Source organism: Buttiauxella ferragutiae (assembly GCF_022637515.1).
In the GTDB taxonomy this organism is placed as follows: domain Bacteria; phylum Pseudomonadota; class Gammaproteobacteria; order Enterobacterales; family Enterobacteriaceae; genus Buttiauxella; species Buttiauxella ferragutiae.
This window is the reverse complement of the sequence record NZ_CP093332.1, coordinates 1,422,735-1,447,332: the sequence shown is the minus strand read 5'-3', so window position 1 is coordinate 1,447,332 and position 24,598 is coordinate 1,422,735. Positions and strand designations below refer to the sequence as shown.

Genomic DNA, 24,598 nt, shown 5'->3' with positions numbered 1-24,598 from the left:
GTAATCCTTACCCCCAGGATCAAAATTAAGTCGAATTAGCTGACACCAGGAGGCACAGAGCTAAAAACCGCTACGCTTAAAGAAACAAACACTCCGTGAGTGCCCCGAAATATGGATGAATTAAAAGAAGACAAAATCGATAAATCCACCGATGCCATCGAGGTCGAAAGTGATGAGAAAGATCACGGCGAAAAGATAGAAGTCGATGAGGAACGCCTACCCTCGCGGGCGATGGCCATCCACGAACATATCCGTCAGGACGGTGAAAAAGAGTTAGAACGGGACGCGATGGCATTGCTGTGGTCGGCGATTGCGGCGGGTTTATCGATGGGTGCATCGCTGCTGGCGAAAGGGGTATTTCACGTCAATCTCGAAGGTGTACCCGGCAGCTTTTTACTGGAAAACCTCGGCTACACCTTTGGGTTTATTATCGTCATCATGGCGCGCCAACAGTTGTTCACCGAAAACACCGTCACCGCCGTACTGCCTGTCATGCACAAACCCAACGGGGCAAACCTCCTGCTGTTGCTGCGCTTATGGGGCGTGGTGCTACTGGGTAATATTATCGGCACCGGGCTTGCCGCGTTTGCGTTTGAATATATGCCAATATTCGACGAAGAAACGCGGGATGCTTTTGTCACCATCGGCATGGAAGTCATGCACAACACCGCAGGTGAAATGTTTGCCAACGCCATTATTTCCGGCTGGATTATCGCCACCATGGTGTGGATGTTCCCGGCGGCGGGTGCGGCAAAAATAGTGGTGATCATCATCATGACCTGGCTGGTCGCACTGGGTGATTTAACCCACATCGTGGTCGGCTCTGTAGAAATTCTCTACCTGGTCTTTAACGGCACCATCCACTGGAGCGATTTCTTCTGGCCATTCGCATTACCCACGCTTGCAGGCAACATTTGCGGCGGAACATTTATCTTCGCGCTGATCAGCCACGCACAAATCCGTAACGATATGAGCAATAAGAAAAAAGCCGAGGCGAAAGCTGAAGCAAAACGCAAACAGGAAGTGGAAGACGGCAAAAGCGGAAAACAGGCGCAACGCAGATAAAACTGGTTACGTTTCAGGCAATCAGCCTGTTTGCCCCTTAACTCCGCTCTAAAAGCGGGTATACTACTGCCCGCAATACCCAAAATAATTTGAATTGTGGGTAGGCGGCAAGAGAACAAAGTCCCAGGAGCTTACTTGAGTAAGTGACTGGGATTTGTGAATGCAGCCAACACCTCCACAATTTAAAGTATGAAGGGTATGAGTCCTCTTAGTTAAATGGATATAACGAGCCCCTCCTAAGGGCTAGTTGCAGGTTCGATTCCTGCAGGGGACACCATTTCAATACAACCTTCCGTTTATTCAAATCTATAAAACCCCAATAAATCAGCCTACATAACCACATTTCCGTATCTCAACGTCTTCTCACATCCGCTTTTTGTAGGTCGGAAAAGCGAAGTGTCTTCCGACAATATGCAGCAAATGGTGGATGACGCTGCCGCTTATCCACCCTACTAATCCAGTCTTAATTTGTTGTTTGCGAGCCCCTTCGCACATCAAAAATGCAACGCTGTAACTCCCATTATTCTACTTGTCACCTGAAAACCAGCGAGCGTAAGATAAGCTAATTAAACACGTTATTCACCTCTGAGTTAGCTGTGGTATTGGCGTCTCCAGAACACATTCACGGGGTCCGGAACTCATAATTTAAAAATGACGAGTTGAATGATTTGTCGACGATTTCTATAGTTGACGTACGGAATTAAGCCGTACAATTCAGATGAGTTTAAATCTCTTTGAATAACTGAAGCGAAGAGAATGACTGCCGCATAGCGTGAACAGGCAAGGAGCACGTAATGTCAGCATTGAAGAAACAGCGCATCGATCTCAGATTAACCGATGACGACAAGAGCATGATCGAAGAAGCGGCAGCCATGTCCAACCAGACGATTACCCAGTTTATGGTTGCCAGTGCCTCAGAACGAGCAGCGGAAATTATTGAGCAGCATCGTCGTCTGCTCCTCAACAAAGAATCATGGAACCTTGTGATGGATGCCATCAGCAATCCGCCTGCTCCGAATGAGAGGCTGAATCGAGCTGTTAAGCGTCTACAAAACATGAAGGAAACGCTTCCATCGAATTCACTGAAGCGGAAAGTGCCTTATGCCAATGTTCCAGGTGTCACATTGGGTCGTCTGGCCGTTCACAAATCCCTTCAGGGACAAGAATGGGGAAGCACACTCGTCACGCATGCGATGAACGTCGTTTATCTGGCTTCCCTGGCGGTTGGTGTACATGGAATGTTTGTTGAAGCTATAAATGCGCGGGCAAAACAATTCTACTTAAAACTAGGTTTCATTACCCTTACAGGAAGTAACGAAAATTCGCTTTTCTATCCAACGAAGTCCATCGAAAAGCTGTTTGAAGACCAATAACGAGAAGTCCCAATACATCCCGTCTCCTCCAGACTCTATTCCCCAATCGCTGACGTTTTGCTTCCTAAGCTTGCAACTGAAAACATGAAAAGGCGGCCCCGGCACTTATCTGCCTCTGGACCGCCCTGCATGCATCCGTCGAAAAAGGATCAGTTGTTAACCACCTGCCTGCGCAGCAAATCATCTATGGCGCGGATCGCCAAAGGATAACCGTCGGCCCCCATGCCACAAATCACGGCATTGACCACGCCCGACATAATTGAGTGTCGATGCAGTTCATCACGGGCATGGATGTTCGACAGATGCAGTTCAATCAGCGGTGTGTCGAGCATCTTCAGGGCATCGAGCACCGGAATCGAATGAAACGAAAAGCCGGCCGGGTTGATGATTACCGCAGCGCCCTGCTCGAAGGCTTCCTGAATCCAGTCGACCATCACGCCCTCGTGGTTGGTCTGGCGAAAATCGCATACCAGGTCAAGTTCTCCGGCGAGCCGTTCGCTGCGTTGGCGTATCTGCTCGAGCGTAGTGTGTCCGTAAATGTGCGGCTCACGACGACCCAACAGGTTCAGGTTTGGGCCGTTAAGGATGAAGACGGTGCGGTTCATGGTCGTCCTATTGTGTTATTTGAAAAGAGAGCTGAAGCAGCATTTGCTTCCGTGTCAGGTGCTGCGACGGTATTCAGGTCGATGCCGCGGGTTTCTGGGCCAATGAGGATCATGGCAAGCGAGATCAGGTTGATAGCAGCGCACAGCGTCACCAGAGGCCATGGCGAGTTGTTCGACTGGCTCATCAACCACACGGCGATCATCGGCATCGGGCCACCGATCACCAGGTTTGCGCCGGTGTAGGCCAGTGCGGAACCCGAATAACGCACCTGGGTTGGAAACGCTTCGGCGAAGGCCACGGGCTGGATGCCGCTCTGAAACTGGGTGAAGCCAAGGAACAACCCCATAACAGCCATGATCGCCGCGACGTTTAATGTATTGAGGATCGGGAAGTAGACGAACAGGATCAGCAGGGTCATGCACGAACCAAAGGCCAGTGCTTTTTTGCGCCCCCAACGATCGGACAAATACCCTCCCGCCAGCGCACCAAAAATCGCGCACATGTTTGCCACCATCAGTGACATAAAGCCTGTCGACTGGCTAAAGCCGAGGTGCTTGGTCAGGTAGCTGAGGGAGAAAATCACAATCAGATAGAACAGCGCCGCTGGCGAGCAGAAGAAGAACATCAGGCGCAGGATGGTTTTGTAGTGGCTGCCTACCGCGGTCTTGAGCGGACTTTTTTCCTGCTTGACCGGCGTCTTTTTCAGGGCGACAAACGCAGGGGTTTCGTCGACTTTCAGCCGGATAAAGATGGCGACCACCACCAGCACGAAACTCATGACGAAGGGAATGCGCCAGCCGAAGCTTTCGAATTGCGCGGTTGATAGTGTCGCGGCAAGCCCCATCAACACGCCGTTGGCCAGTATCTGACTGAGTGGTGAACACAGGCCGAGTAAGCCGGAATAACGCCCGCGTCGGTCTGGAGAAGCGTGCTCCAGCGCCATCAGTTGTGCCCCGGTGGACTCACCGCCCAGCGCGAAACCTTGAATAATTCGCAGGATAACCAGCAATATGGGTGCCCAAATACCGACCTGGGCATAGGTCGGCAACAGGCCCATCAGTACTGATGCCAGACCCATCAGTGTCACGGTTGCCAACATCAGGTTGCGACGACCCAATTTGTCACCGAGATAACCGCAGGTGATCGCGCCCACAGGGCGAGCGGCCAGACCCACACCGAAGGTTGCAAGCGAGGCGAGCAAACCGGCGGTCGGCTCCATCGCCGGGAAAAACAATTTAGGCAGAATGGTTGCTGACACCGCGCCATACAGCGTGAAATCAAACCATTCCAGGGCAGTACCTATGGTCGCGGCGGTGACCGCTTTGCGGGGCATGCGTAGGTCATGACTCGCGTGAGTTGTTGTATTCATTGAGGTAGTGGTCCTTTAATTATTATGGTTGCAGGATATCCATACCACTCCGCTCCGGCACAGGTGCACGCAGGAAACGTCGAAGTCAGTAGACATTAGCGCATCCCCTCTGCAGAATAATTATCAAAATTACGATAAATAGATAAGCTCAACTTATCACTGAGGATTATGGAACTACGTCATTTGAAAGCCTTCGTTGTCGCCGCAGATTTGCAGCATTTCAGCCGGGCGGCCGAACAACTGGGCATTGCGCAACCCGCACTGAGCCAGTTAATGCGTACTCTTGAGTCTGAGCTTGGGCTGGCACTGTTTCGGCGGGAAAACCGTGGCGTGGTGTTGACCGCGGCGGGCGAGGCATTTTTGCCCCATGCGCGGCAATCCATCGAGTCCGGTAAGCTGGCGATTGCCGCAGCACGGCGTGCCCGGCGTGGCGAGGTGGGTGAGATAAACATCGGCTATCACTCGGCGTTATTCGAGGCCAACCTGCCGCAATTACTGCGGCACTACTTCAGCACCTTCCCCGACGTCAAAGTCTCGCTGGTGGATGCGGGAATTAGCGCGCAGTTCGAAATGTTGATCGACCATAAACTGGATCTGGCCTTTGCCAGGGTGTTTAAAGATCACCTGCCGGACCGTCTGCGCATTCATCAATTCAGCAAGTCGAGACTGGTGTTGCTGATCCCGGATAACCACGAGCTGGCAGATAGTTTTACCGGTGACCTGTCGACGCTGCGCCACGAGAAATTCGTGTTTTTGCAAGACGCTGCCGGTATCGGCTTGACCTCACATACTCTTCAGGCGTGCCGACAAAACCATTTGCACCCTGAGAACATTATGTATGTCCCGTCGCTGATGAGTATTCCCGGCCTGGTCGCTGCAGGCATTGGGCTGAGCATCGTGCCAGAAACCATCACCCACTTAACCATGCCTGGGATAAGGATTGTGCCGCTGGATCAACCGGAAATGGTGAGTGAGCTGTTGTTGATTTCAAGGATTGATGAGCGTTCAAGCGCAGTGCTGCACTTTATCAATGAAGCCCACGGTTGGGATGAGGCTGCTGAGATGAAAAAGACAGGAACTAAACCCCAGCCATGAGATGACTGGGGGAAGACCGAGTTTTAATAATCAGGGACACAATTTACACCGGGCTGATGCTCCGGCTTCGGTAAGCTGTAACACTCCGTATCAAGCTCCAATACTCCCGGTCCGAAAGACTGGGCGTGTTGGAGCTGATACTCGCTGGTGCTGGTCCTTTTAGGGACAGGTTGATTACTCTCGGTCTCCACAGTTTGCGAATAACAAGGTGCGGCAATGGCAGATAACAACAAAGCAGCAAAATAATATTTCATTTCTGACCACCTTATCTGGTTGTGTCACGATGTGTTCACAAGGAACACCTCACCATGAACGTGATCTGCATCACATAAAATCATGCATTCGGGTGATTTTTACTCGTGCAACACATCAGGTACCGCCAAACCACAGCCTTACAAGGCGTTAAACCAAACTGATGCACTCTGGCTCCTACAACCTCGCACAGCCTCGAAAATTAAAGGTATAATCCCCTCAACATTTTTTATTGGTTTTAGACACGAACATGACAAAACTCACATTACAAGAACAGATGCTTAAAGCTGGCTTAGTCAGCAGTAAAAAAGTAGCGAAAGTACAAAGAACGGCTAAAAAATCGCGGGTTCAGGCTCGTGAGGCAAGAGAGGCTGTGGAAGAAAATAAAAAGGCACAGATCGAACGTGATAAACAGTTAAGCGAGCAACAAAAGCAAGCTACTTTATCTAAAGAATTAAAAGCGCAGATAAAGCAACTCATTGAAATGAACAGAATTGTTATTTCAAAAGGTGATATTGGTTACAACTTCACAGATAATAATTTAATTAAAAAAGTCTATGTGGATAAGGTAACGCAAACTCAATTAACTAATGGCCGCCTCGCCATCGCTCGTCTGGTTACAGACAGTAACCCTGACGGTGAATACGCGATTATCCCCGCGAGTGTCGCCGATAAAATTGCCCAGCGTGATGCGAGCTATATTGTATTGAATAGCGCGCTCAGCCAGGAAGCGCAGGACGAAGAAGATCCATACGCAGATTTCATCGTTCCTGATGATTTGATGTGGTAGTCAAGATTTCCAGGTGTTTAGCTGGTCAGAATCTCTTAGGGCAACGGGCTGACTCCGTTGCCCTCATCTCAATAAATCGTATCACTGTTCGTAGCCCTGAATTTCATTAACACTAAATTCCCCTTTTGCGAGCAGTCTCGCATCGCACAAATGCAACGCTGAAAACCCAACAATCTGACTTGTCACCTGCAAACCTTAGGTCGTATTCTTTCTGCGCACCAGCAAAATCTGGTGTCGGGCGTAGGAACCTGGTTTTCTCAAAGAAGATATCAAAGACTTAGAAAGTTTTTGATTGTCGCAGCACCTGCACACCTTTATTCTTATCAACGGTGGCGCTGGTGGGGCAACCTTCGGGTTGACCGATATCCTTTGAGGTCGGTTTCCTACCCTCATTAGCGCCACCACCACGAGTGTAGGAACTCCGATGGTGGTAATATTTATAACTCATCGGAGACAATCATCATGATGTCAGCTCAAAATTTTTCTCAACTGCACTCCAGCAACGCCCTGCTTTCCCCCATTACCGCCAGCATGGATTTATTCCAGATCCTCAATGTCTGCGAATTGCTTGCCGATGAGCTGATCGAATGCAAAACAGTAACCGAACAACAAGCGCTTTGCGGGCGAATTGCGCACTGTCTGGAAGTGATGAAAACCACCTTTGAGCAGCCGCTGCCTGCTTATCTGGTGGAATGCCTCACCGTCGAAAAAGAAGTCAAAATACAGGTGAATCGCGATTCAGAAATACAGCGCCAGTATTGCCACGCGCTCACCCAAACATTATTAAGCCGCGCCCATTCGGCGGATGTGAACCGCGCATTAACTGGCATGTTATTTGAGTTAATCAATGAACTGGTCGAGGATTTGCAGGCACCGCGATTTTTGCACGGTTAGATGATTTTGTCGGGTGGCGCTACGCTTACCCGACCTACGAAATAGGTTTTGTAGGGTGGATAAGCGATAGCGCCATCCACCATTTATACTCTGTTATTAACGCTAAAAGCGTTATTCCATCACGCGCATTCTTTTAATTTTGGCTTCATCGCTATTATCGCTTGCCGCCACCAGCGTGAAGTCGAAATTCACTTCGGTGTGCGGCTGGTTAATTTTGCGCTGTTCTGCAATGTGCGTGTCGGTAATTTTAAGCGGGTCGGCAATTAATTCTTCACGGGTGGCAAAAGCAAAGTCATCCCATAAATAAGCATCGCCATTCAGGTTAATCTGGGTGGTTAAATGTTTATAACCAGGCGCTGAGACAAAGAAGTGGATATGCGCCGGGCGGTTGCCATGGCGACCCACTGCAGTCAGCAGTTTTTGCGTTGGGCCATCTGGCGGGCAACCATAGCCGCACGGTACAATACTGCGCACGGCATAGCTGCCATCGGCACCGGTCTGGATGCGGCGACGCAAGTTATACTGGCTTTGCGACTGGTCAAAGAATGAATATCCCCCCAACGTGTTGGCATGCCAGATATCAACAACCGCCCCAGCAACTGGCTTGCCGTTGGAGTCCGTCACTTTGCCTTGTAACCACATGATTTCAGCCTGCTCTGTGCCGTCATCCATGCGCGCGTAATTCTGGCTTAATGGCGCATTTGCCACATACAGCGGGCCTTCGATGGTGCGAGGGGTTCCCACCTCAATTCCGGCTGCCGCTTCTTTTTCATCAGCACGGATATCCAGATAATGTTCCAGCCCTAAACCCGCCGCTAATAATGCCGCTTCTTTACGCTCGCCTAATTCATTCAGGTAATTAACCGCCAGCCAGAATTCTTCATCGGTAATATCGTATTTTTTGATGGTCTGGCAAATATCACCCAGCACTTGATGCAGAATGACTTTTAAGCGCTCGTTGCCTTGCTGTGAAACTAACCCGCAGCTGATAGCAAGTAACTTTTCTAATTCAGATGTTTTTACTGGATTCACTGTCATTTTATATTCCTCACTGTAGGGTAAGAGTCTGTCTTATTTTCTGGCGTAAAAATTCAGTTTATCTGCGTCAATTTCAATGCCCAGCCCTGGCCCCTGCGGTAATGTGACCTGCCCGTCGCTGAAATCCAGCGGGCGTACCACAATGTCGTCCTTAAGCAGTAACGGGCCGAACATTTCGGTTCCCCACTGCATGTTGATTGTCGACCAGGCGTGCAATGAGGCGACGCTGCCCATCGTTCCTTCCAGCATGGTGCCGCCATACAGCCCAATGCCCGCCGCCTGTGCCACATGCGCCAGTTTCAGCGCCTGCACTGGCCCGCCTGCTTTGGCAATTTTCAGGGCAAAAGCACCGCTGAACCCGTTGCTCGCCAGGGCGTAGCCATCGTGGCTGGTTGCCACGGATTCATCAGCGAGGATCGGTACCGCAAAACGCTGGCTTAGCGTGATCAAAGCTTGTCGGTCCCACTGCGGCGTCGGCTGTTCCACCAGGTCGATACCGCCGTCCTGCAACTGCGTCATGCCTTTTATGGCGGTGGTCAGATCCCACGCCTGGTTAACGTCAACACGGATACTGACATCACCGCCAAGAGCAGATTTAATTGCCAGCGCGTGGCGCATATCCACTTCCAGAGCGCGCGCACCAATCTTCAGTTTGAAGGTATTGTGTCGCCCTTCGGCCAGCAGGCGTTTTCCCTCTTCGATATCTTTTTCGGTATCGCCACTCGCCAGCGTCCACAGCACCGGCAGGCGCTCAGTTAATGCACCGCCCAGCAAGTCACTGACCGGCAATCCCAGCACTTTTCCCTGCGCATCAAGAAACGCGGTTTCCAGTGCCGATTTTGCAAAGGTGTTTCCCTTCACGCTGGCGTTCATCACGTCCGCCAGCGCGGCCACGCCGTTAAAGGTTTTGCCGCACAATAACGGTGCCAGGTAGCACTCAATGGCTGATTTAATCGCCTCCGGGCTTTCCGAGCCGTAGCTCAAACCGCCGATGGTGGTCGCCTCTCCCCAGCCGATAACGCCCTGCGCACAGGTCATGCGAATGATAGTCAGCGTCTGGCAGCCCATGGTTGCCATGGAAAGCTTGTGTGGACGAATGGTCGGGATATCCACCAGCCAGCAAGCAACTGACTCAATTGTGAGACTCATTAACAGCTCCTTCGGTTAAACGCGGCAACGCCGGTGATTTTTTCTGTGAAGGCAGGCTCCACAGCGCAATCAGCGCCAGCAGGGCATAGCCCATCAGTAATAATGAAACCGGCCAGTAAGCATCAAATTCAATCAGCAACGCCACCGCCAGCATCGGCCCTAAACCACCGGAAAATATCGATCCCACTTCATGCCCCAGCGCCAGGCCTGAGTAACGTACCCGCACCGGGAAGAGATCGCTCATGATGCACGGCTGAGTACCGATCATCGCCCCGTGGCACACCGGTAAACCAAGGATCATCGCGACCATGATCCAGCCATAATCGCCGGTCGACAGCAGCCAGAAGAACGGGAAAGCCATCACCAGCAAGCCAATCACGCCGACGTAATACACCGGTTTGAGGCCGATACGGTCAGACAATGCGCCCCAGAACAGAATCGAGAACAGCTCCACCACCATCGCAAGCGTCACCGCGCTAATGATGACGCCGGTGCTGATACCAATGTGTTTGGCATACACCACCGAGAAGGTGAAAAAGATGTAGGACGCGCCATTCTCTGGCAACCGCAGCGCGATGGCCTGCAACAGCGCTTTCGGGTGCTCTTTAATCAGCACCAGCAATGGCAGTTTTTCGTGTTGGTCTTGTGGCTTAGCCTGTTGAAAGACCTGGCTTTCACGGATGTTTTTACGGATATAAACCCCGACCAGAAAAATCAGCAGACTCAGCAGGAACGGCACCCGCCAGCCCCAACTCATGAAGGCCGCTTCCGGGAGTTTCTGCACCAGCCAGAAGGCAAATGCCGATAACACAAAGCCCCCGGAAACCCCCATCTGGCTCCAGGCGGTAAAGAATCCACGGCGTGATGTCGGCGCATTTTCGCTCAACATCAGCACACCACCGCCCCACTCGCCACCGGATGCCACGCCTTGTAAGAAGCGCAGGCTGATCAGTGAAATCGGCGCCCAAATGCCAATCTGTGCGTAAACCGGCAGCAGACCAATCACAAAGGTGGTCGCGCCCATTAACGACAGCGTCATCACCAGCGTCATTTTGCGGCTGTATCGGTCACCCAAATGCCCAAACACAATCCCACCCAGCGGGCGAGCCAGGAAACCGACCGCAAAGCCTGAAAACGCTAATAACGTTCCCTGTAGCGGATCGCCGCCCACCGGGAAGAACAACGGGCCAAACACCAGTGCGGCGGCCGTCCCATAGAGGAAAAAGTCGTACCATTCCAGCGCATTACCGAGCACCGATGCGATAACAAGCTTGCGCATTTGCCGGGCATCGTGCGGTGCATTTTCTTTCGCGATGTCACTCATGGAGCGTTTCCTCGTGGATAAAAGATGCGCTAAACCGTTGGCGGCTACACTTCAACATCGTCGCCGATGGTGTGGTAACGGCGGTTAAAGTAGACCAGGCCACGTGGCTGTTCGCTGACACGAATCGCCTGCACCTGGCAATAAAACACCGTGTGGCTGCCGACTTCATGGCAGGTATCAATAACGCAGTCGAAGCTGGCGACTGATGAGCTGAGAACCGGCGCGCCGCTGGCCATTACCTGCCAGTTATCGTGCAGAAAACGTTGCTCAGAACGCAGGTTGGCATTAGCAAAAACACCGGACAAATCCTGATGCTCGCCGGACAACACGTTGACGCATAACGCGCCGTTTTGTTTGAAATGGTCGTTAGCGAAGGAGTTGCGGTTCATACACACCAGCAAGGTTGGCGGCTGGTCGGTCACGCTGCATACCGCAGACGCTGTGAAGCCGAATTTTCCCGCCGGGCCATCGGTGGTGATGACAGAAACCGCGCTCCCCAGTTGCGCCATCGCATTACGAAAATCTGTTTGCAGAGTCATGGGATATTCCTTACAAATCGATGATTAAACGCGCGCCTTTGGCGCGGGAACAGCACAACAGGATTTGATCGCCATCGGCTTTCTCTTCATCCGTCAGATAGCTGTCGCGGTGGTCCGGTTCGCCTTCCAGCACATCGGTCAGGCAGCTGCCGCAAATCCCTTGTTTACAGGAAACGCAGACTTTCAAACCCGCCAGTGCCAGTGCTTCGACGATGCTTTGGTTTTCAGCCACCTGCACGGTGATCCCGCTGGCCGCCGCCACCACTTCAAATGCCTTGCCCTGAATCTGGACATCGGCACTAAAACATTCCTGATGAATCTGTTGCGCCTGGTAATTCAGGGTTTTGGCCGTCTCATTGACCGCATCCATTAATCGCGTCGGGCCGCAGACATACACATGGGTATTCGGTGGTACATCGCTGAGCACCGCTGAAAGATTCAGGCGCTGCTCGTCGCTAAAATGCAGCTGAACTTTTTCGGCATACGGCGCGCTTTCCAGTTGCGCGACAAACGCCGCACCAGAGCGTGAACGGCAAGCGTAATGCAGAGTAAAAGCACGCCCGGCGGCGTGCAGTTCTGCGGCCATCGCCAGCATCGGCGTGATGCCAATCCCGCCGCCAATCAGCAGGCTATGTGCCGCACAGGCTTCAAGAGCAAACAGATTTCGTGGCACGCTGACCTGCACTTCATCGCCTTCACGCAGGGTATGCACCGCCAGCGATCCGCCCTGAGATTGACTGTCTTTCAGAATGCCCAGTTGGTAATGCTGGCGGTTTTTTGGGTCGCCACACAGCGAGTACGGGCGTACCAGATCTTCACTCAGATGCAGGTCGATATGCGCACCTGCACCGTATTCCGGAAGCTCAAGGCCGTCGGCGTGGGCGAGCGTGAGTAGCACAACATCGCCCTGCAATTCGCGCTTAATAATTTGCAAAGTCAGCATGTCCACTCCTTAGCGCATAAACAGGCCACCGTTGATGTCCCAGGTTGCCCCGGTAACAAACGATGCCTGTGGTGAAGCCAGTAATGCCACGGCCTGAGCAACAAACTCGGCCTCGCCCAGCTTGCCGACCGGGATCATCTGCAACAGTCCGGCCATTTTTTCTTCCGGCACCAGCGCATGAACCGAAGGCAAATCCATCGGCCCTGGGGCGATGGCATTAACCGTGACGCCGGATTTGCTCAGCTCGCGGGCAAAGATTTTGGTCAGCGTCAAAATGCCGCCTTTTGACGCGGCGTAATGCGCGCCGGAAGCGGTGCCACCGTTCTGCCCTGCCAGCGAAGCGAGGTTGATAATCCGCCCGTAGCCACGCTTAGCGAAGTAGCGCCCCATCGTCTGGCAACCAACAAACGTGCCGCGCAGATTAGTGGAGATCACCAGGTCAAATTCATCGACAGTGATGTCCATTACCGGGGTTGCCAACGTCAGCGCGGCGTTGTTAACCAGCACATCCAGGCTGCCAAAACGCTCAACGGTTGCCGCCAGCGCGAGTTCAAAATCCTGCGGCTGGCGAATATCCAGCCCGACCGCCAGCACCTTGCCCTGGCCGTTATCCAGGTTGTCTGCCGCCTGCTGCGCACGTTCGCGGTTCACGTCCGACAACACCACCTGGAATCCCTGCTCCAGCAGGTATTTGGCGATGACATTTCCCAGTCCGGCAGCAGCACCTGTGACTAATACGGTTTGTGTCATAAATAGCCCCTTAAAGGATGTAACCGATGCTGTGCAGCACATCGTCGCTGTTGATCAAGCGGATCACTTTTTGTTTGATAAGCAGTTGATCACCCTGACGTTGTAACTGCCAGGTAATGTCTGCGGCGTAGTGGCGGCTGTGGCCTTTGCGGTGTTCCCACAGCGACAGCGCCCCACGCACCACAATCACGTCATCCTGCGATTCCAGCAGGCGAAAACGCGACAAGGTGCGCAACGTCCTGGCGCGCGGCGTAGTGGAGATCGACTCGCCGCTATACAGGCGTTTCACGCGGCGGGCGCGCATTTCATGGTCGTCGCAGGCGTAGTTCAGGGTGTTTTTAAAATCAGTTTCCTGTGGGTCAATCGGCACCACATACAAGCCGTCGCGCTGCCATAACTCCAGCCAGGCGTTGAATTCGCCTTGATCAAGCAGATCGCCTTCGAGGTTAATCAGCGACATCGCCGCAAACAGATCAGAATCTGGCTTCATCATTTATTCCGCCTCCGTCATCAGTTTTTTCCACATCTGGTAAGCCGCTCGCATGCCGGTTTCAGCACTGACATCGCTGCGCAAACCATCGTCTGTACGGTATTCCCCCGCCAGCCCGCGGTTGAGCATGATCCACAGATCGTTGCCGGAGGTTGCGCCGCGCTGCACGCGTTCCCACGCTTCGGAGTCGTCCGGTGTGCCAAAGCCCATCGGCCCCTGGAAGTGTTCATGCAGGCGCAATCTGGCCTGGTTGGCGATTTCTGGCCCGCCGTCCATCATGATCACCGCATGGTGAATTTCAGTTTCCTTGACCGAAACCGGCTGTAACACGCGGAAGAACGCCATCGAGCAGGCAATGTTCGGGAAGATATTGAGGTTAAAGCCGGAACCGCCGACGGCGCGGACAATACGGCGCACTTGCTGTTCGTCGTGCTCCAGACGCAGCGCATCAGCCAGTTCGCTAAAGCGTTCCGGGATCGGCGCGTCGAGATTAGCGTCCAAATCCACCAGTTCCGGGATCATCACCATCACGCTGTGGCCATTACCCAAATCTTCGACATAACCGCTGCCATCGACGAAGTTGAGCATCTCTTCGGTCTGCTTATCGACAGAGCTAAGGAACGAGCGATGCACCACCGGGAAGTGATAGCCGTCCGTGGTGTTTTCGAGCTGGATTTTCCAGTTACCCGGGAAGCGGAAACGGTGTGCAGGCCCGGTTTTAATCGGGAAGCCCGCGCCCTGTTTCATAAACAGATCCATCCATTTTTTGGCAGCACCGAGGAAATCTTCCAACGGTTCAATCTGTTCATTGAAGGTGGCAAAAATCATTCCGGCGTATTGTTCGGTACGCAGTGACACCAGCCCTAACTCGCCCTTTTCCAGCTGGTCGGCATAACTTTCCGGGTGCGGAACACCGCGCAGAGTGCCGTCCAGCGCATAACCCCAGCCGTGGTACGGGCAGACGAAGCTGTTGGTTTTGCCGCTGCGGTGTTCGCAAACGGTGGCGGCGCGGTGGCGGCAACGGTTCAGTAAGGTATGAACGGTGCCTTTACGGTCACGCACCACAATCACCGGCTGGGTGCCGATTTCGGTGGTTTTAAAGCTGCCGGTTTCCGGGATTTCGCTGGCATGTGCCACCCAAACCCAGGTTTTGCTGAAAATTCTGTCCAGCTCGAGCTGGAATAATTGCTCTGAGTTATACAGCGAGGTGTGCACGCGATCGTGTTGCACTAAGGCGGCAATTTCCGCGCAATCAGGCACCGCTGGCGCTGTGGTATCAATATTTTTTATGTTGATGATGTTGTCGCAATTCATGTCCAATCTCCTGCACGTCTTCGGCTGTCTATTTTTTATCCGGCACCGGGAGTTCATCCGCTGCATGCCAGTGGTTTACCGGGCGGCTGAACAGGTTGCGCGTCGTAAAACGGTGGATACGCATACCGCTGGCTTCGCGGCAAAATTCCACGTTAATTTCCGCCGCGTTGAGATGAGCGCCTCCGGCGGAAAACTCGGAGGTTTGCAACATCAGCCAGCGGCCACAGAGCTTGCCGTCGGGCTGCTGGCTGAGCGCTTCAGAGCAAAGAAAATGGGCGTTCATGGCAAAATGCGCCGGGGTTCGCACATAACCTGCCATCATCGCCACAATCGCTTCACGCCCAAGATGTCTTCCCAGGCGCGCGGCATACGGCTCGCCGACACCTTCCCAGCAGGCGTCTGCGGTAAACAGTTCGCCGATAGCCTGTACCGTTTCTGCCGTGTCGAGTTTGTCGCACAACCACATGTACTGGCTGATACAAACCCTGGCGGCTTGCTGGTCTTCAAGCTGCTGTAAACGCTGCGCGTCCGGTGAATTCATCATCGACTCCGTTAGCCCTGAATAATCAGTTCACGCCCAACACGCGCTTCGATTTTGCAGTACTTCCACAGCTTGCTGCCGCTATCGCCCACCGGCGTGGTGCGGAACAAGTTGCATACTGCCGCGACGTTTTCCAGCGCGTCGGCATCGGCCAGAATGTAAGTCGTCCACGGTGCGGTGGTGGACGGGCCAACCATTAACTGGTCGTCATCCATATTGCCAATCACGCGGATGCCCGGGGTTTCTTCAACACCTTTCATCATCACGCCAAAAGCGCCCCACACTTGCTTCGCTTCCGTTGGGCTGGCATCGAAAAAGTTCTGATTAACCCCGATGCAGAACAGCACACGTAATTTGTTTGTCTGGCTCATTTATTGCTCCTTTAGAAAAGAATCACAGGTAACCCGGCAGCGGTTTGCCACCGAAAAAGACCGTACCGGCGTTGAGATAAGAGAGGTCGCCCATAAAGGCGTGTTGCGTAATCACCATGGTGTCGCGCACATAACGTTGCAGCGGGCTGGTCATCGCAACGCCGCCCATGCCGTTGAGTGCCAGCGCCTGGCGTGCCACTTCTGCTGCCACGCGGGTAACGTGCGTCGAAGAAAGACGCAAGGCATTAATTTGTTCTGGGCTGGCTTCGTCACCGGCGAGCAATTTTTGCCACACTTCGTCGATAGCTTCGTAGAACCAGGCGCGGGCCGAGCGCAGATCCGCTTCACAACGGGCAATTTGCATCTGTGCCTGTGGCCTTTCAGCAAGCTTCGGCGCACCTGTGACAGACTGCTGACGATGGGCAATCTGGTAGATTTCATTGAGTGCCGCGCGAGCCACACCCAACGCCACCACTGACAGCACTTGCGTGGCGAGGGAAAGCACCGGATAGCGATACAGCGCCCCTTCCAGATTCAGTGCGCCACCGCGAATAAACGTCCACTCCTGCGGAACATACGCGTCGTTAACCAGCAGATCGTGGCTGCCGGTTCCGGCCAGCCCGACGGTGTTCCACACCGGATCAATCTGCACATATTCCCGTGGCAGCACCGCCATACGCGGCAGCGCTTTTTCTTCATCTGGCTGGATACCCACGCCAAACACCGATGCGCCCATGCTGCCGCTGGCAAAACTCCAGCGCCCGCTAACGCGATAACCCCCATCGGCCCGCATGGCTTTGTGTGTCGGGTAAATTCCACCGGCAAACACCACGTCTGGCCCATCGCGGTATAGCTCTTTCAGGGTGTCCGGCGGCAACGCCCCAAGGTAGAACGGGCTCATGCCAAAACTTGCCACCCAACCTGCCGAACCGTCTGCTGTCGCAATTTGCTCAATCAGTTCGCAAAACTGCGCGGGTGAGCATTCGTCGCCGCCGTAAATTTTCGGCACCAGTGCGCGATACACACCGACCTGTTTGAAGCGGGTAATAATGTCTTCAGAAATATGGCGTTGATGTTCAAAATCGGCGCTACGAGTCGTCACTTCACTCAGTAACGGAACCAGCTCTTCACGAACGTTGACGACAGACATGGCTAACTCCCGAAGTAATGGGGTGCAAATGGTGGATGGCGCTTACGCTAATCCCCGACAAAACCACTCGGCGGCCTGAACCAACAAGCCTTCACGCCCTTTGGCCGCCACTAATTGCAAGGCGACCGGACGACCGCGTAGTTCGCCCATCGGCAGGGTGATTGCCGGATGTCCACTGAGATTGAAAGGCCGCACCAGGCGAGTCAGGTTGACGACGCTAAGCGGGTCTTGTGCTTCTTGTAGCGTTGGAGGAAGTTCCGGCAAGGTTGCCAGCGCCAGCAAAGGTGTTTGCTCAAGTAACGCATCCACCTCGGCGGTGAATTTGATGCGCACACGTTCGGCGTTAGCCAAAGCGGCAGCGTCCACATCTTTGCCCGCCCGAATACGGCTCGCGACATCTGGCGAAACCTCTTCACTGCTGAGCAATGAGTTAAACGCCTGCCAGTTTTCGTGGCTAATAATCGCCAGCCCGGCGCGGTGTGCGTCGGCAAGCGCAGGAAGTTGTGAATGGTGCGGACGAATGCCCTGTTGTTCGAGTTGCCCCAGCAGAAGCGCGTCAATTTCTGGGATTGCCGCCGCCACAAAGGCCACTTCAGGCAACGCAGTGATTGGCTCGCCGACAGGAATCGAAAGGTGCGTCAGAACCTGGCGCAGCACGGTAGCGTTACGGGCAAAAATGCCGACGCAATCCAGCGAGCTGTGTGCCGGTAAAACCCCATCGCGGCTGATGACTCCGTAACCGGGTTTCAGCCCCAACACTGCGCAACAAGCGGCAGGCATACGCACCGAACCACCAGTGTCAGTACCCAGTGAAAAATCGACTTCACCTGATGCGACAACCGCCGCAGAACCACTTGATGAACCGCCAGGGATCAGCGCCGGAAACAACGGATTCACCGGGGTGCCGCTCCAGGCGTTAATGCCCGTCACCCCGAATGCCAGTTCGTGCAGTGTGGTTTTGCCGGTCAGCACGCAGCGGTTGTTGAGTAACGTCGCCACGACGCCAGCATGATGCTGCGCAACAGGTGCTGCTGCGAGCGCCGGACATCCGGCACGAGTACGGTAACCAGCGATATCCAGGGTGTCTTTTACCGCAAAGCGCAGTTCACCCTCGCCGAGGACAAACTGCTCTACATAACCATTGCTCTCACAAATAGACTTCATCATTAAGGCCTTAATCAGATAATGTGAATCACATTAGGTAAGCAGTCATCGCTGCTTTTTCGTTCTGAGTAAATATGAATCAATCATGGAATATTTAGATGAAAATTCAAGTAATATTTCACGTAAATTTCACGAACAATTAACATGGAATTAACCAGATTTAACAAATGAATTTTTGATTATGCTGATGAATTGATAAGGAAATATTTGGCGAATGCCAAAAAGTCGTCATGAGAACTCAGGACGACGAGCGGATAAAAAATATTTATTTTACAGTGGGTTGGAAGAGATTTTTAACGCGATCACAAATTTGTCATTCTGTCGATCAGGATCAAATTTCGTTCAGGTTATCGAGCACTTTAGCCAGTGAAAGATTCATTTTTTCCACCTGCGCCACACTCATGCCCTTAAACCCTTTCTCGAAAACTTTACCTGCCAGACGGTACGCTTCTTCCACTTTTTGCTGTCCTTTGGCAGTCAACATCACTTCGGTGACTCGCGCATCTTGTTCACTGCTGGCGGTGGTGACTAAACCTTCATCGCGCAGGCGGCCAACAATTTTGGTTACCGTCGGCATTTTGACCATCGCGTATTCGGAGATTTGCGAAATGCTGGCCTTGCCATATTGCTGCGTCACCATTAAGACCCGGAAGCCAGAGACATCCAGTTGCACCTTTTTCAGCGTCACTTCCATGATTTGGGTGTAGCGCGCATAGACGTTGACTATCCAGTAAAACGGGAACTCCTCACGGTGAAATTCGGCATCCACATCCGGTGTTTTCTTTAGGTTACTCATGAGGTTCCTTAGCAAGACAGTTGTCAATTGGGCGATTATACCTGCTTAAACCTGGCGGCTATAGCGCTTCGGACAACGCTATTGTTCAATTCTGAATTTTGGGCGATTACCGCACACTTAATGATTCAAAAATGCCACATGAACAACATTTTTGTATCATTTTCACAACACCGCATTGACATCCAATCTTCCTCTTTCCTATACGTTAGCGCACGGGTTTGCGTTGGCTGGGACGGGCAGTGCTCAATCCATGACAACACCGGACTAACAATACTAATAAACGCAATGTGGAGCTCTTCATGAACGAAAGTCCTTCTCTGGAACAGGCTCGCTCCGAGGTGCTGGCACCGCCATCACCAGGCGAAATAGCACTGGATCCCCGGCAACAGGCGGTGATTAAAAAACTGTTTCGTCGGTTGATTATCTTCTTGTTTGTGCTGTTTGTTTTTTCGTATCTGGACCGCATCAACATTGGCTTTGCCGGTTTGACAATGGGCAAAGATCTGGGCCTCACCAGCACCATGTTTGGCCTGGCGACCACGCTGTTTTATGTGATGTATGTTATCTGCGGCGTGCCGAGTAACATCATGCTGAGTATTGTCGGTGCACGCCGCTGGATTGCCGTTTTGATGGTGGTCTGGGGGATTGCTTCCACCGCGACGATGTTTGCCACCGGCCCTGGCAGCCTTTACGTGTTGCGTATGCTGGTGGGGATTGCTGAAGCCGGATTCTTACCGGGTTTGTTGCTCTATTTAACATACTGGTTCCCTGCGCAATATCGCGCTCGGGCGAATGCGCTGTTCATGATTGCGATGCCCGTCACCATGGCGCTGGGCTCGCTCGCTTCCGGCTATATTCTTAACCTTGATGGCTTGCTCAACCTGAAAGGCTGGCAATGGCTGTTCCTGCTCGAAGGGTTCCCGTCGGTGTTGTTAGGTCTGGTGGTGTGGTTCTGGCTGGATGACTCACCGTCGAAAGCCAAATGGCTGACCGACGATGATAAAGCCTGCCTGAACGAGATGATGGAAGCCGATAAACTGGCGATTCAGAAATCACAACAAGGCACCAATATCGGCCCGACATCCCAACGCGGCATGCTGCGGGAATTATTTACGCCGGTGATTATGCTTTATACGCTGGCCTATTTTTGCCTCACCAACACATTAAGCGCCTTGAGCGTCTGGACGCCGCTTATCCTGCGCAGTTTTAACCAGGAAAGTAATAACATCACCATTGGTTTACTCAGCGCGATTCCGCAAGTTTGTACTATTGTCGGGATGATTTGGTGGAGTAAGCGTTCTGACCGCTTTAATGAACGTAAAATTCACACTCTGTTGCCGTATCTGTTTGCCGCCGCAGGCTGGGTTTTAACAGCTTCAAGCAGCAATCCGATGCTGCAATTTACCGGCATTGTGATGGCCTCGTCAGGTGCATTTGCCGCGATGGTCATTTTCTGGACCACGCCGGATCAATCCATCTCTTTGCAAGCCCGCGCCCTGGGTATTGCGGTGATCAACGCCACCGGTATGACTGGTGCCGCGTTAGGGCCATTGTTGATGGGCTGGATGAAAGATGTCACCGGTAATTTCAACGCCGGTATTTATATGGTTGCTGGGTTCCTGGTGTTGGGCGCAATTGTTATTTCATTGATTCCGATGAAGAAGATGGCGCAAAGAAGCAGTTTGTAACACTGAAAATAGCCTCTTTGAATGATGAAAGCCCGGAATGCACATCGCTATTCTGGGCTTTTTTTATCCAGAAAATGCTCCGCAAAATGAAACAAGTCACCTTTAGTGATCTTCTCGGTCTTTGGGCTAAACTATGCGAGTAGCCGCCAGGTAGAAAGTCCATCATTTATATAATGAAATCATCAGCAATGATTAGAACAGGACGGACATTGTGGCAGAAATTAAAATACCCGACGCGCTCACCATTTTTGGGAAACCCGATGAGACTAAACCGACATTTAGCCACAGCACTCAGCCCCCTGTTGCTGCTTAGTGCCTCTGTTCACGCCGAGGTCGATCTTGGCTCCTTAGAGCTATTCGCGAAAGACAATGACACCAGCCCCATCCCCAAGGGGTTGATTTTGGGCGGCGCGGTGATTAGCGGCACGGCACGTTACGAAGCGCAAAAAGATGAAACTTATGTCATCCCCGGCGCGCTCTATTTTGGCGATCAATTCATGTATCTCGGCGACCGTGGTCGCTACTATTTTCATCTTGATGACAACACCGCCGCTTATGCGTATGGCAGGTTCCGCTTTGGTAACCTGGATCCCGATGATGAAGATGCTTTCGATGGGATGCACAAGCGAAAGTCAGAATTTGAAGCGGGCGTCGGCGGCACTATTATTACCCCGTATGCACTGCTTAGCGCCCGTGTCAGTTCTGATGTCACCGGGCGCAGTAATGGCCAGGAACTACTGTTGTGGGCGGATTTCCCTATCGTAAAAGGGAATTTGCTGGTGATGCCAGGCATGGGGATGATGATTCGCAGCGATAAGATGGCGAACTATTACTTTGGTGGCGTTTCGAAAAGTGAGGCCACCGCCCAACGGCCAGAATGGGATACCGGAACCACCTTCTCGCCTATGGCTGCGGTGATTACTAGTTACCGTTTCAGCCCAAAATGGGTAGGGATGCTGGCGGCCAACTACGAGTTTTATGATAAAGATATTGCCGACAGCCCTATCGTGCAGCATAACGGTGAGTTGTATGGGATTTTGGCCGTAGGTTATATCTGGTAGCGAGATGCTTAAAGAAAATTTCAATGAGCTGCAAATCTTTCTGGTGGTGGCAAAAGAAAGGAGTTTTACCAAAGCCGCAGGGAAACTGGGCGTTTCACAATCCGCGTTAAGTCATGCGGTGAAAGCCCTGGAAGAACGTTTAAATGTGAGGTTGCTGACCCGCACCACCCGCAGTGTTGCCCCCACCGAAACCGGTGAGCGACTCATTGCCAGCCTCGAGCCTCGCCTGGCGGAACTTGAGAGCGAACTGGAAAGCATTCTGCAATTAAATGGCGGTGCATCAGGCAATATCCGGCTTTCTGCCGGTGAACATTCCGCGCGTAAACTACTGTGGCCGAAGCTAAAACCGTTCCTCAAACAGTACCCGGATATTAATGTCGAGCTGGTGGTCGATAACGGTTTTGTCAATATTGTTGAGGGTCGTTTCGATGCCGGAATTCGGCTGGGGGAAAGTGTCGATAAAGACATGGTGGCGGTGAGAATCGGGCCGGATTTGCGCATGGTGGTTGTCGGTTCGCCGCAATATCTACAGGCGCAAGGTATTCCGCAAACGCCGCATGAATTACAACATCATCGTTGTATTAATATGCGTTTACCCACCGCAGGCGGTTTGTATCACTGGGAATTTGAAAAAGACGCTAAACCCCTGCGCGTGCGCGTGGAAGGCCAGCTGATTTTTAATCTGCTTTCCGAACGGATTGATGCCGTGCTGGCTGGGTTTGGCCTGGCCTGCGTCCCTGATGATATGGTTCAGGATGAGCTGAAATCGGGGGAGCTGGTGCAGGTTCTTGCCGACTGGTGCCCAACATTTCCGGGCTATTACCTTTATTATCCCAGCCGTAAACAACACCCACCTGCCTTTGCATTACTTATCGATTCGTTGCGTTATTCAGAATAAAAAACGGTGGATGACGCTAACGCTTATCCACCCTACAAAACCCAACCCGACATTTTCAGGATTAACGCCCGACGCGAGCCTGCAATGCCGCCGGATAACGTTCACCGACGATTTTCACCGTTTCCAGTGCCAGGGTGATTTTACGCAAATCATCCTGCGCAAGGGTTAAATCCGCCGCCGCCAGGTTCTCTTCCAGACGATGTAGCTTCGTGGTTCCCGGAATCGGTACAATCCACGGTTCCTGTGCCAGCAACCACGCCAGTGCGATTTGCGCCGGGGTTACCCCTTTTTCTGCGGCCAGTTCACTGAGCAAAGAAACCAGTTTTTCGTTGTCTTCCAGTGCATCAGCAGCAAAACGCGGTACTTTGCTACGGAAATCATCCGCGCCGAAGGTGGTGCCAGACTTAATTGAGCCGGTCAAGAAGCCTTTGCCTAACGGACTAAACGGCACAAACCCAATCCCCAGTTCTTTTAGCACCGGCAGAATTTCTTGCTCCGGCTCACGCCACCACATCGAATATTCACTTTGCAGCGCGGTGACCGGTTGCACAGCATGGGCGCGGCGAATGGTTTGCGCCCCCGCTTCGGACAAACCAAAGTGCTTCACTTTCCCTTCAGCAATCAGGTCTTTTACTACACCTGCGACGTCTTCAATCGGCACATCGGGATCCACACGATGCTGATACAACAGGTCGATAACGTCGGTTTTCAAACGGCGTAACGACCCTTCCACCGCCAGGCGAATATGTTCCGGACGGCTGTTTAAAATTTGCTGCTTATTATCCTCACCAAAAGTGAAGCCGAATTTGGTGGCAATAACTACGCGGTCGCGGAACGGTTTTAATGCTTCGCCGACAACATCTTCATTGAGATACGGGCCATACACTTCGGCGGTGTCGAAAAATGTCACGCCACGCTCGACGGCAGCACGAATCAATTCCACGGCCTGGCGGATATCCGTTGCCGGGCCATAGCCGTGGCTTAGCCCCATACAACCCAGACCCAGTGCGGAAACTTCAAGACCAGAATGACCGAGATAACGCTTTTGCATAATGATTCCTCGTGAATGGGTGGAAGTTATACGTCTAGTTTGCGGCCGGTTAGCCACTCAACCCTCGCCGGATCACGATGCGAGAAGAAGGCACTGGTCGCAGTATCCAGCGCGGTAATTTGCAGAAAATCGTCGCGGCTCAGTTCGAAATCCAGAATATTGAGGTTCTCTGCCATGCGAGTTTGGCGCACGGTTTTCGCCAGCGAAACGATGCCACGCTGGAAGATCCAGCGCAGGACGACTTGCCCGATGCTCTTACCGTGTTTTGCCGCAATCGCCGCTAATAGCGGATGCTGGAACAGATTGTTGCGCCCTTCAGCAAACGGAGCCCAGGCCTCTGGCTGAATGCCACGGCTTTGCATCCACGGCGCGGCATGCAGTTGCTGATGGAACGGGTTCACCTCCACCTGGTTGACGGCGGGAACCACGCTGTTAAAAGCGATAAGATCAGCCAGTCGATCAGGCTGGAAGTTACTGACGCCAATGGCGCGGATTTTCCCGGCTTGCTGCAACTCTTCCATCGCACGCCACGCGCCATGCACATCACCGTACGGCTGGTGAATCAGATACAAATCGACATAATCCATTTGCAGGCGGTTGAGGGAACGTTCGAACTGCGCTTTCGCGCCTTCGTAGTTGGCGTCTTGCAACCATAGTTTGGTGGTGATAAACAACTCTTCACGGGCAATGCCACTGTTTTTTAAAGCATTACCGACTTGCGTTTCGTTCTGATAAGAGGCGGCGGTATCAATCAAACGGTAGCCGGTTTCAATGGCGTCAATAACCGCACGTTCGCATTCTGCGGCCTCTGTCATCTGAAAGACGCCAAAGCCCAGCAGTGGCATTTCGATACCGTTGTTCAATGTGACGGTTTGCATAGCGTTCCC

26 protein-coding genes and 1 tRNA gene are annotated in these 24,598 nt (G+C 52.7%); 9 read left to right on the top strand and 18 right to left on the bottom strand.

The window, feature by feature from the left end:
- Positions 1-111 precede the first annotated feature (111 nt).
- From MNO13_RS06580 to MNO13_RS24305, 3 genes are all read left to right on the top strand, one after another.
- Complete coding sequence (locus tag MNO13_RS06580) at positions 112-1,065, top strand: formate/nitrite transporter family protein (protein WP_121815159.1); 954 nt, start codon at positions 112-114, stop codon at positions 1,063-1,065.
- 202 nt (positions 1,066-1,267) lie between these two features.
- Positions 1,268-1,342: transfer RNA gene (locus tag MNO13_RS06575), tRNA-Arg, on the top strand.
- A gap of 517 nt (positions 1,343-1,859) precedes the next feature.
- Positions 1,860-2,438, top strand: a complete 579-nt coding sequence (locus MNO13_RS24305) for a GNAT family N-acetyltransferase (protein ID WP_277881147.1) — start codon at positions 1,860-1,862, stop codon at positions 2,436-2,438.
- Between the two features lie 149 nt (positions 2,439-2,587).
- Here the strand turns inward: MNO13_RS24305 and MNO13_RS06560 are convergent, their stop codons facing one another.
- Both MNO13_RS06560 and MNO13_RS06555 read right to left on the bottom strand, forming a co-directional pair.
- On the bottom strand, positions 2,588-3,043 hold the full coding sequence (locus MNO13_RS06560; RefSeq protein ID WP_064544685.1) for a type II 3-dehydroquinate dehydratase: 456 nt from the start codon (positions 3,041-3,043) through the stop codon (positions 2,588-2,590).
- Positions 3,040-4,413, bottom strand: coding sequence for an MFS transporter (locus MNO13_RS06555; RefSeq protein WP_064544683.1), 1,374 nt, complete (start codon positions 4,411-4,413; stop codon positions 3,040-3,042). The genes MNO13_RS06560 and MNO13_RS06555 overlap by 4 nt, the downstream gene beginning before the upstream one ends.
- A gap of 168 nt (positions 4,414-4,581) precedes the next feature.
- Here MNO13_RS06555 and MNO13_RS06550 point away from each other — a divergent pair, with 168 nt between their 5' ends.
- Positions 4,582-5,508: a LysR family transcriptional regulator gene (locus MNO13_RS06550; protein WP_064544681.1), complete on the top strand. Its 927-nt coding sequence runs from the start codon at positions 4,582-4,584 to the stop codon at positions 5,506-5,508.
- Positions 5,509-5,531: 23 nt separating this feature from the next.
- Here the strand turns inward: MNO13_RS06550 and MNO13_RS24435 are convergent, their stop codons facing one another.
- Positions 5,532-5,762 carry a hypothetical protein gene (locus tag MNO13_RS24435; protein WP_064544679.1) on the bottom strand — a complete coding sequence of 77 codons (231 nt, stop codon included), beginning with the start codon at positions 5,760-5,762 and terminating at the stop codon, positions 5,532-5,534.
- Positions 5,763-6,010: 248 nt separating this feature from the next.
- Here MNO13_RS24435 and MNO13_RS06545 point away from each other — a divergent pair, with 248 nt between their 5' ends.
- Positions 6,011-6,550, top strand: coding sequence for a DUF2058 domain-containing protein (locus MNO13_RS06545; protein WP_064544677.1), 540 nt, complete (start codon positions 6,011-6,013; stop codon positions 6,548-6,550).
- 462 nt (positions 6,551-7,012) lie between these two features.
- A complete protein-coding gene (locus tag MNO13_RS06540; RefSeq protein WP_237932701.1) occupies positions 7,013-7,444 on the top strand; it encodes a hypothetical protein in 432 nt (143 codons plus the stop codon).
- A gap of 111 nt (positions 7,445-7,555) precedes the next feature.
- On the opposite strand, the gene catA is transcribed toward MNO13_RS06540, so the two are convergent.
- From catA to MNO13_RS06475, 13 genes are all read right to left on the bottom strand, one after another.
- Entirely contained in the window at positions 7,556-8,482 is a 927-nt protein-coding gene (gene catA / locus MNO13_RS06535) for a catechol 1,2-dioxygenase (RefSeq protein WP_232886254.1), read from the bottom strand.
- Between the two features lie 33 nt (positions 8,483-8,515).
- The gene (locus MNO13_RS06530) at positions 8,516-9,631 is read right to left on the bottom strand and encodes a muconate/chloromuconate family cycloisomerase (RefSeq protein WP_241939668.1); all 1,116 of its coding nucleotides are present in this window, start codon (positions 9,629-9,631) and stop codon (positions 8,516-8,518) included.
- Positions 9,615-10,955, bottom strand: coding sequence for an MFS transporter (locus tag MNO13_RS06525; protein WP_064544670.1), 1,341 nt, complete (start codon positions 10,953-10,955; stop codon positions 9,615-9,617). Before MNO13_RS06525 ends, MNO13_RS06530 begins: the two co-directional genes overlap by 17 nt.
- A 44-nt stretch (positions 10,956-10,999) precedes the next feature.
- The gene (locus MNO13_RS06520; RefSeq protein WP_064544667.1) at positions 11,000-11,494 is read right to left on the bottom strand and encodes a flavin reductase; all 495 of its coding nucleotides are present in this window, start codon (positions 11,492-11,494) and stop codon (positions 11,000-11,002) included.
- A gap of 10 nt (positions 11,495-11,504) precedes the next feature.
- Positions 11,505-12,437, bottom strand: coding sequence for a PDR/VanB family oxidoreductase (locus tag MNO13_RS06515; RefSeq protein ID WP_232886256.1), 933 nt, complete (start codon positions 12,435-12,437; stop codon positions 11,505-11,507).
- 9 nt (positions 12,438-12,446) lie between these two features.
- Positions 12,447-13,187: an SDR family NAD(P)-dependent oxidoreductase gene (locus tag MNO13_RS06510; protein WP_232886257.1), complete on the bottom strand. Its 741-nt coding sequence runs from the start codon at positions 13,185-13,187 to the stop codon at positions 12,447-12,449.
- A 10-nt stretch (positions 13,188-13,197) separates the two neighbouring features.
- Positions 13,198-13,677 (bottom strand): aromatic-ring-hydroxylating dioxygenase subunit beta, encoded by a 480-nt coding sequence (locus MNO13_RS06505; RefSeq protein WP_338423832.1) that lies wholly within the window; start codon positions 13,675-13,677, stop codon positions 13,198-13,200.
- 3 nt (positions 13,678-13,680) lie between these two features.
- Positions 13,681-14,991, bottom strand: coding sequence for an aromatic ring-hydroxylating oxygenase subunit alpha (locus MNO13_RS06500; RefSeq protein WP_064544661.1), 1,311 nt, complete (start codon positions 14,989-14,991; stop codon positions 13,681-13,683).
- A gap of 28 nt (positions 14,992-15,019) precedes the next feature.
- On the bottom strand, positions 15,020-15,535 hold the full coding sequence (locus tag MNO13_RS06495) for a nuclear transport factor 2 family protein (protein WP_238392787.1): 516 nt from the start codon (positions 15,533-15,535) through the stop codon (positions 15,020-15,022).
- Positions 15,536-15,543: 8 nt separating this feature from the next.
- Entirely contained in the window at positions 15,544-15,903 is a 360-nt protein-coding gene (locus MNO13_RS06490) for a hypothetical protein (protein ID WP_064544657.1), read from the bottom strand.
- A 22-nt stretch (positions 15,904-15,925) separates the two neighbouring features.
- Positions 15,926-17,053, bottom strand: coding sequence for an acyl-CoA dehydrogenase family protein (locus tag MNO13_RS06485; RefSeq protein ID WP_064544655.1), 1,128 nt, complete (start codon positions 17,051-17,053; stop codon positions 15,926-15,928).
- Between the two features lie 42 nt (positions 17,054-17,095).
- Positions 17,096-18,217 carry an amidase gene (locus MNO13_RS06480; RefSeq protein WP_241940045.1) on the bottom strand — a complete coding sequence of 374 codons (1,122 nt, stop codon included), beginning with the start codon at positions 18,215-18,217 and terminating at the stop codon, positions 17,096-17,098.
- A 331-nt stretch (positions 18,218-18,548) separates the two neighbouring features.
- Complete coding sequence (locus MNO13_RS06475; RefSeq protein WP_064544651.1) at positions 18,549-19,013, bottom strand: MarR family winged helix-turn-helix transcriptional regulator; 465 nt, start codon at positions 19,011-19,013, stop codon at positions 18,549-18,551.
- 299 nt (positions 19,014-19,312) lie between these two features.
- Between MNO13_RS06475 and hpaX the strand changes: the two genes are divergently transcribed.
- The 3 genes from hpaX (at position 19,313) to MNO13_RS06460 (ending at position 22,660) form a co-directional block, all read left to right on the top strand.
- A complete protein-coding gene (gene hpaX, locus MNO13_RS06470; protein ID WP_133521984.1) occupies positions 19,313-20,701 on the top strand; it encodes a 4-hydroxyphenylacetate permease in 1,389 nt (462 codons plus the stop codon).
- A 260-nt stretch (positions 20,702-20,961) separates the two neighbouring features.
- On the top strand, positions 20,962-21,762 hold the full coding sequence (locus tag MNO13_RS06465) for a MipA/OmpV family protein (protein ID WP_064544730.1): 801 nt from the start codon (positions 20,962-20,964) through the stop codon (positions 21,760-21,762).
- 4 nt (positions 21,763-21,766) lie between these two features.
- Entirely contained in the window at positions 21,767-22,660 is an 894-nt protein-coding gene (locus MNO13_RS06460; protein ID WP_064544648.1) for a LysR family transcriptional regulator, read from the top strand.
- Between the two features lie 61 nt (positions 22,661-22,721).
- On the opposite strand, the gene MNO13_RS06455 is transcribed toward MNO13_RS06460, so the two are convergent.
- Both MNO13_RS06455 and MNO13_RS06450 read right to left on the bottom strand, forming a co-directional pair.
- The gene (locus MNO13_RS06455) at positions 22,722-23,711 is read right to left on the bottom strand and encodes an aldo/keto reductase (protein WP_241939666.1); all 990 of its coding nucleotides are present in this window, start codon (positions 23,709-23,711) and stop codon (positions 22,722-22,724) included.
- Between the two features lie 26 nt (positions 23,712-23,737).
- Complete coding sequence (locus tag MNO13_RS06450; RefSeq protein WP_121815141.1) at positions 23,738-24,589, bottom strand: aldo/keto reductase; 852 nt, start codon at positions 24,587-24,589, stop codon at positions 23,738-23,740.
- Between the last annotated feature and the right edge of the window lie 9 nt (positions 24,590-24,598).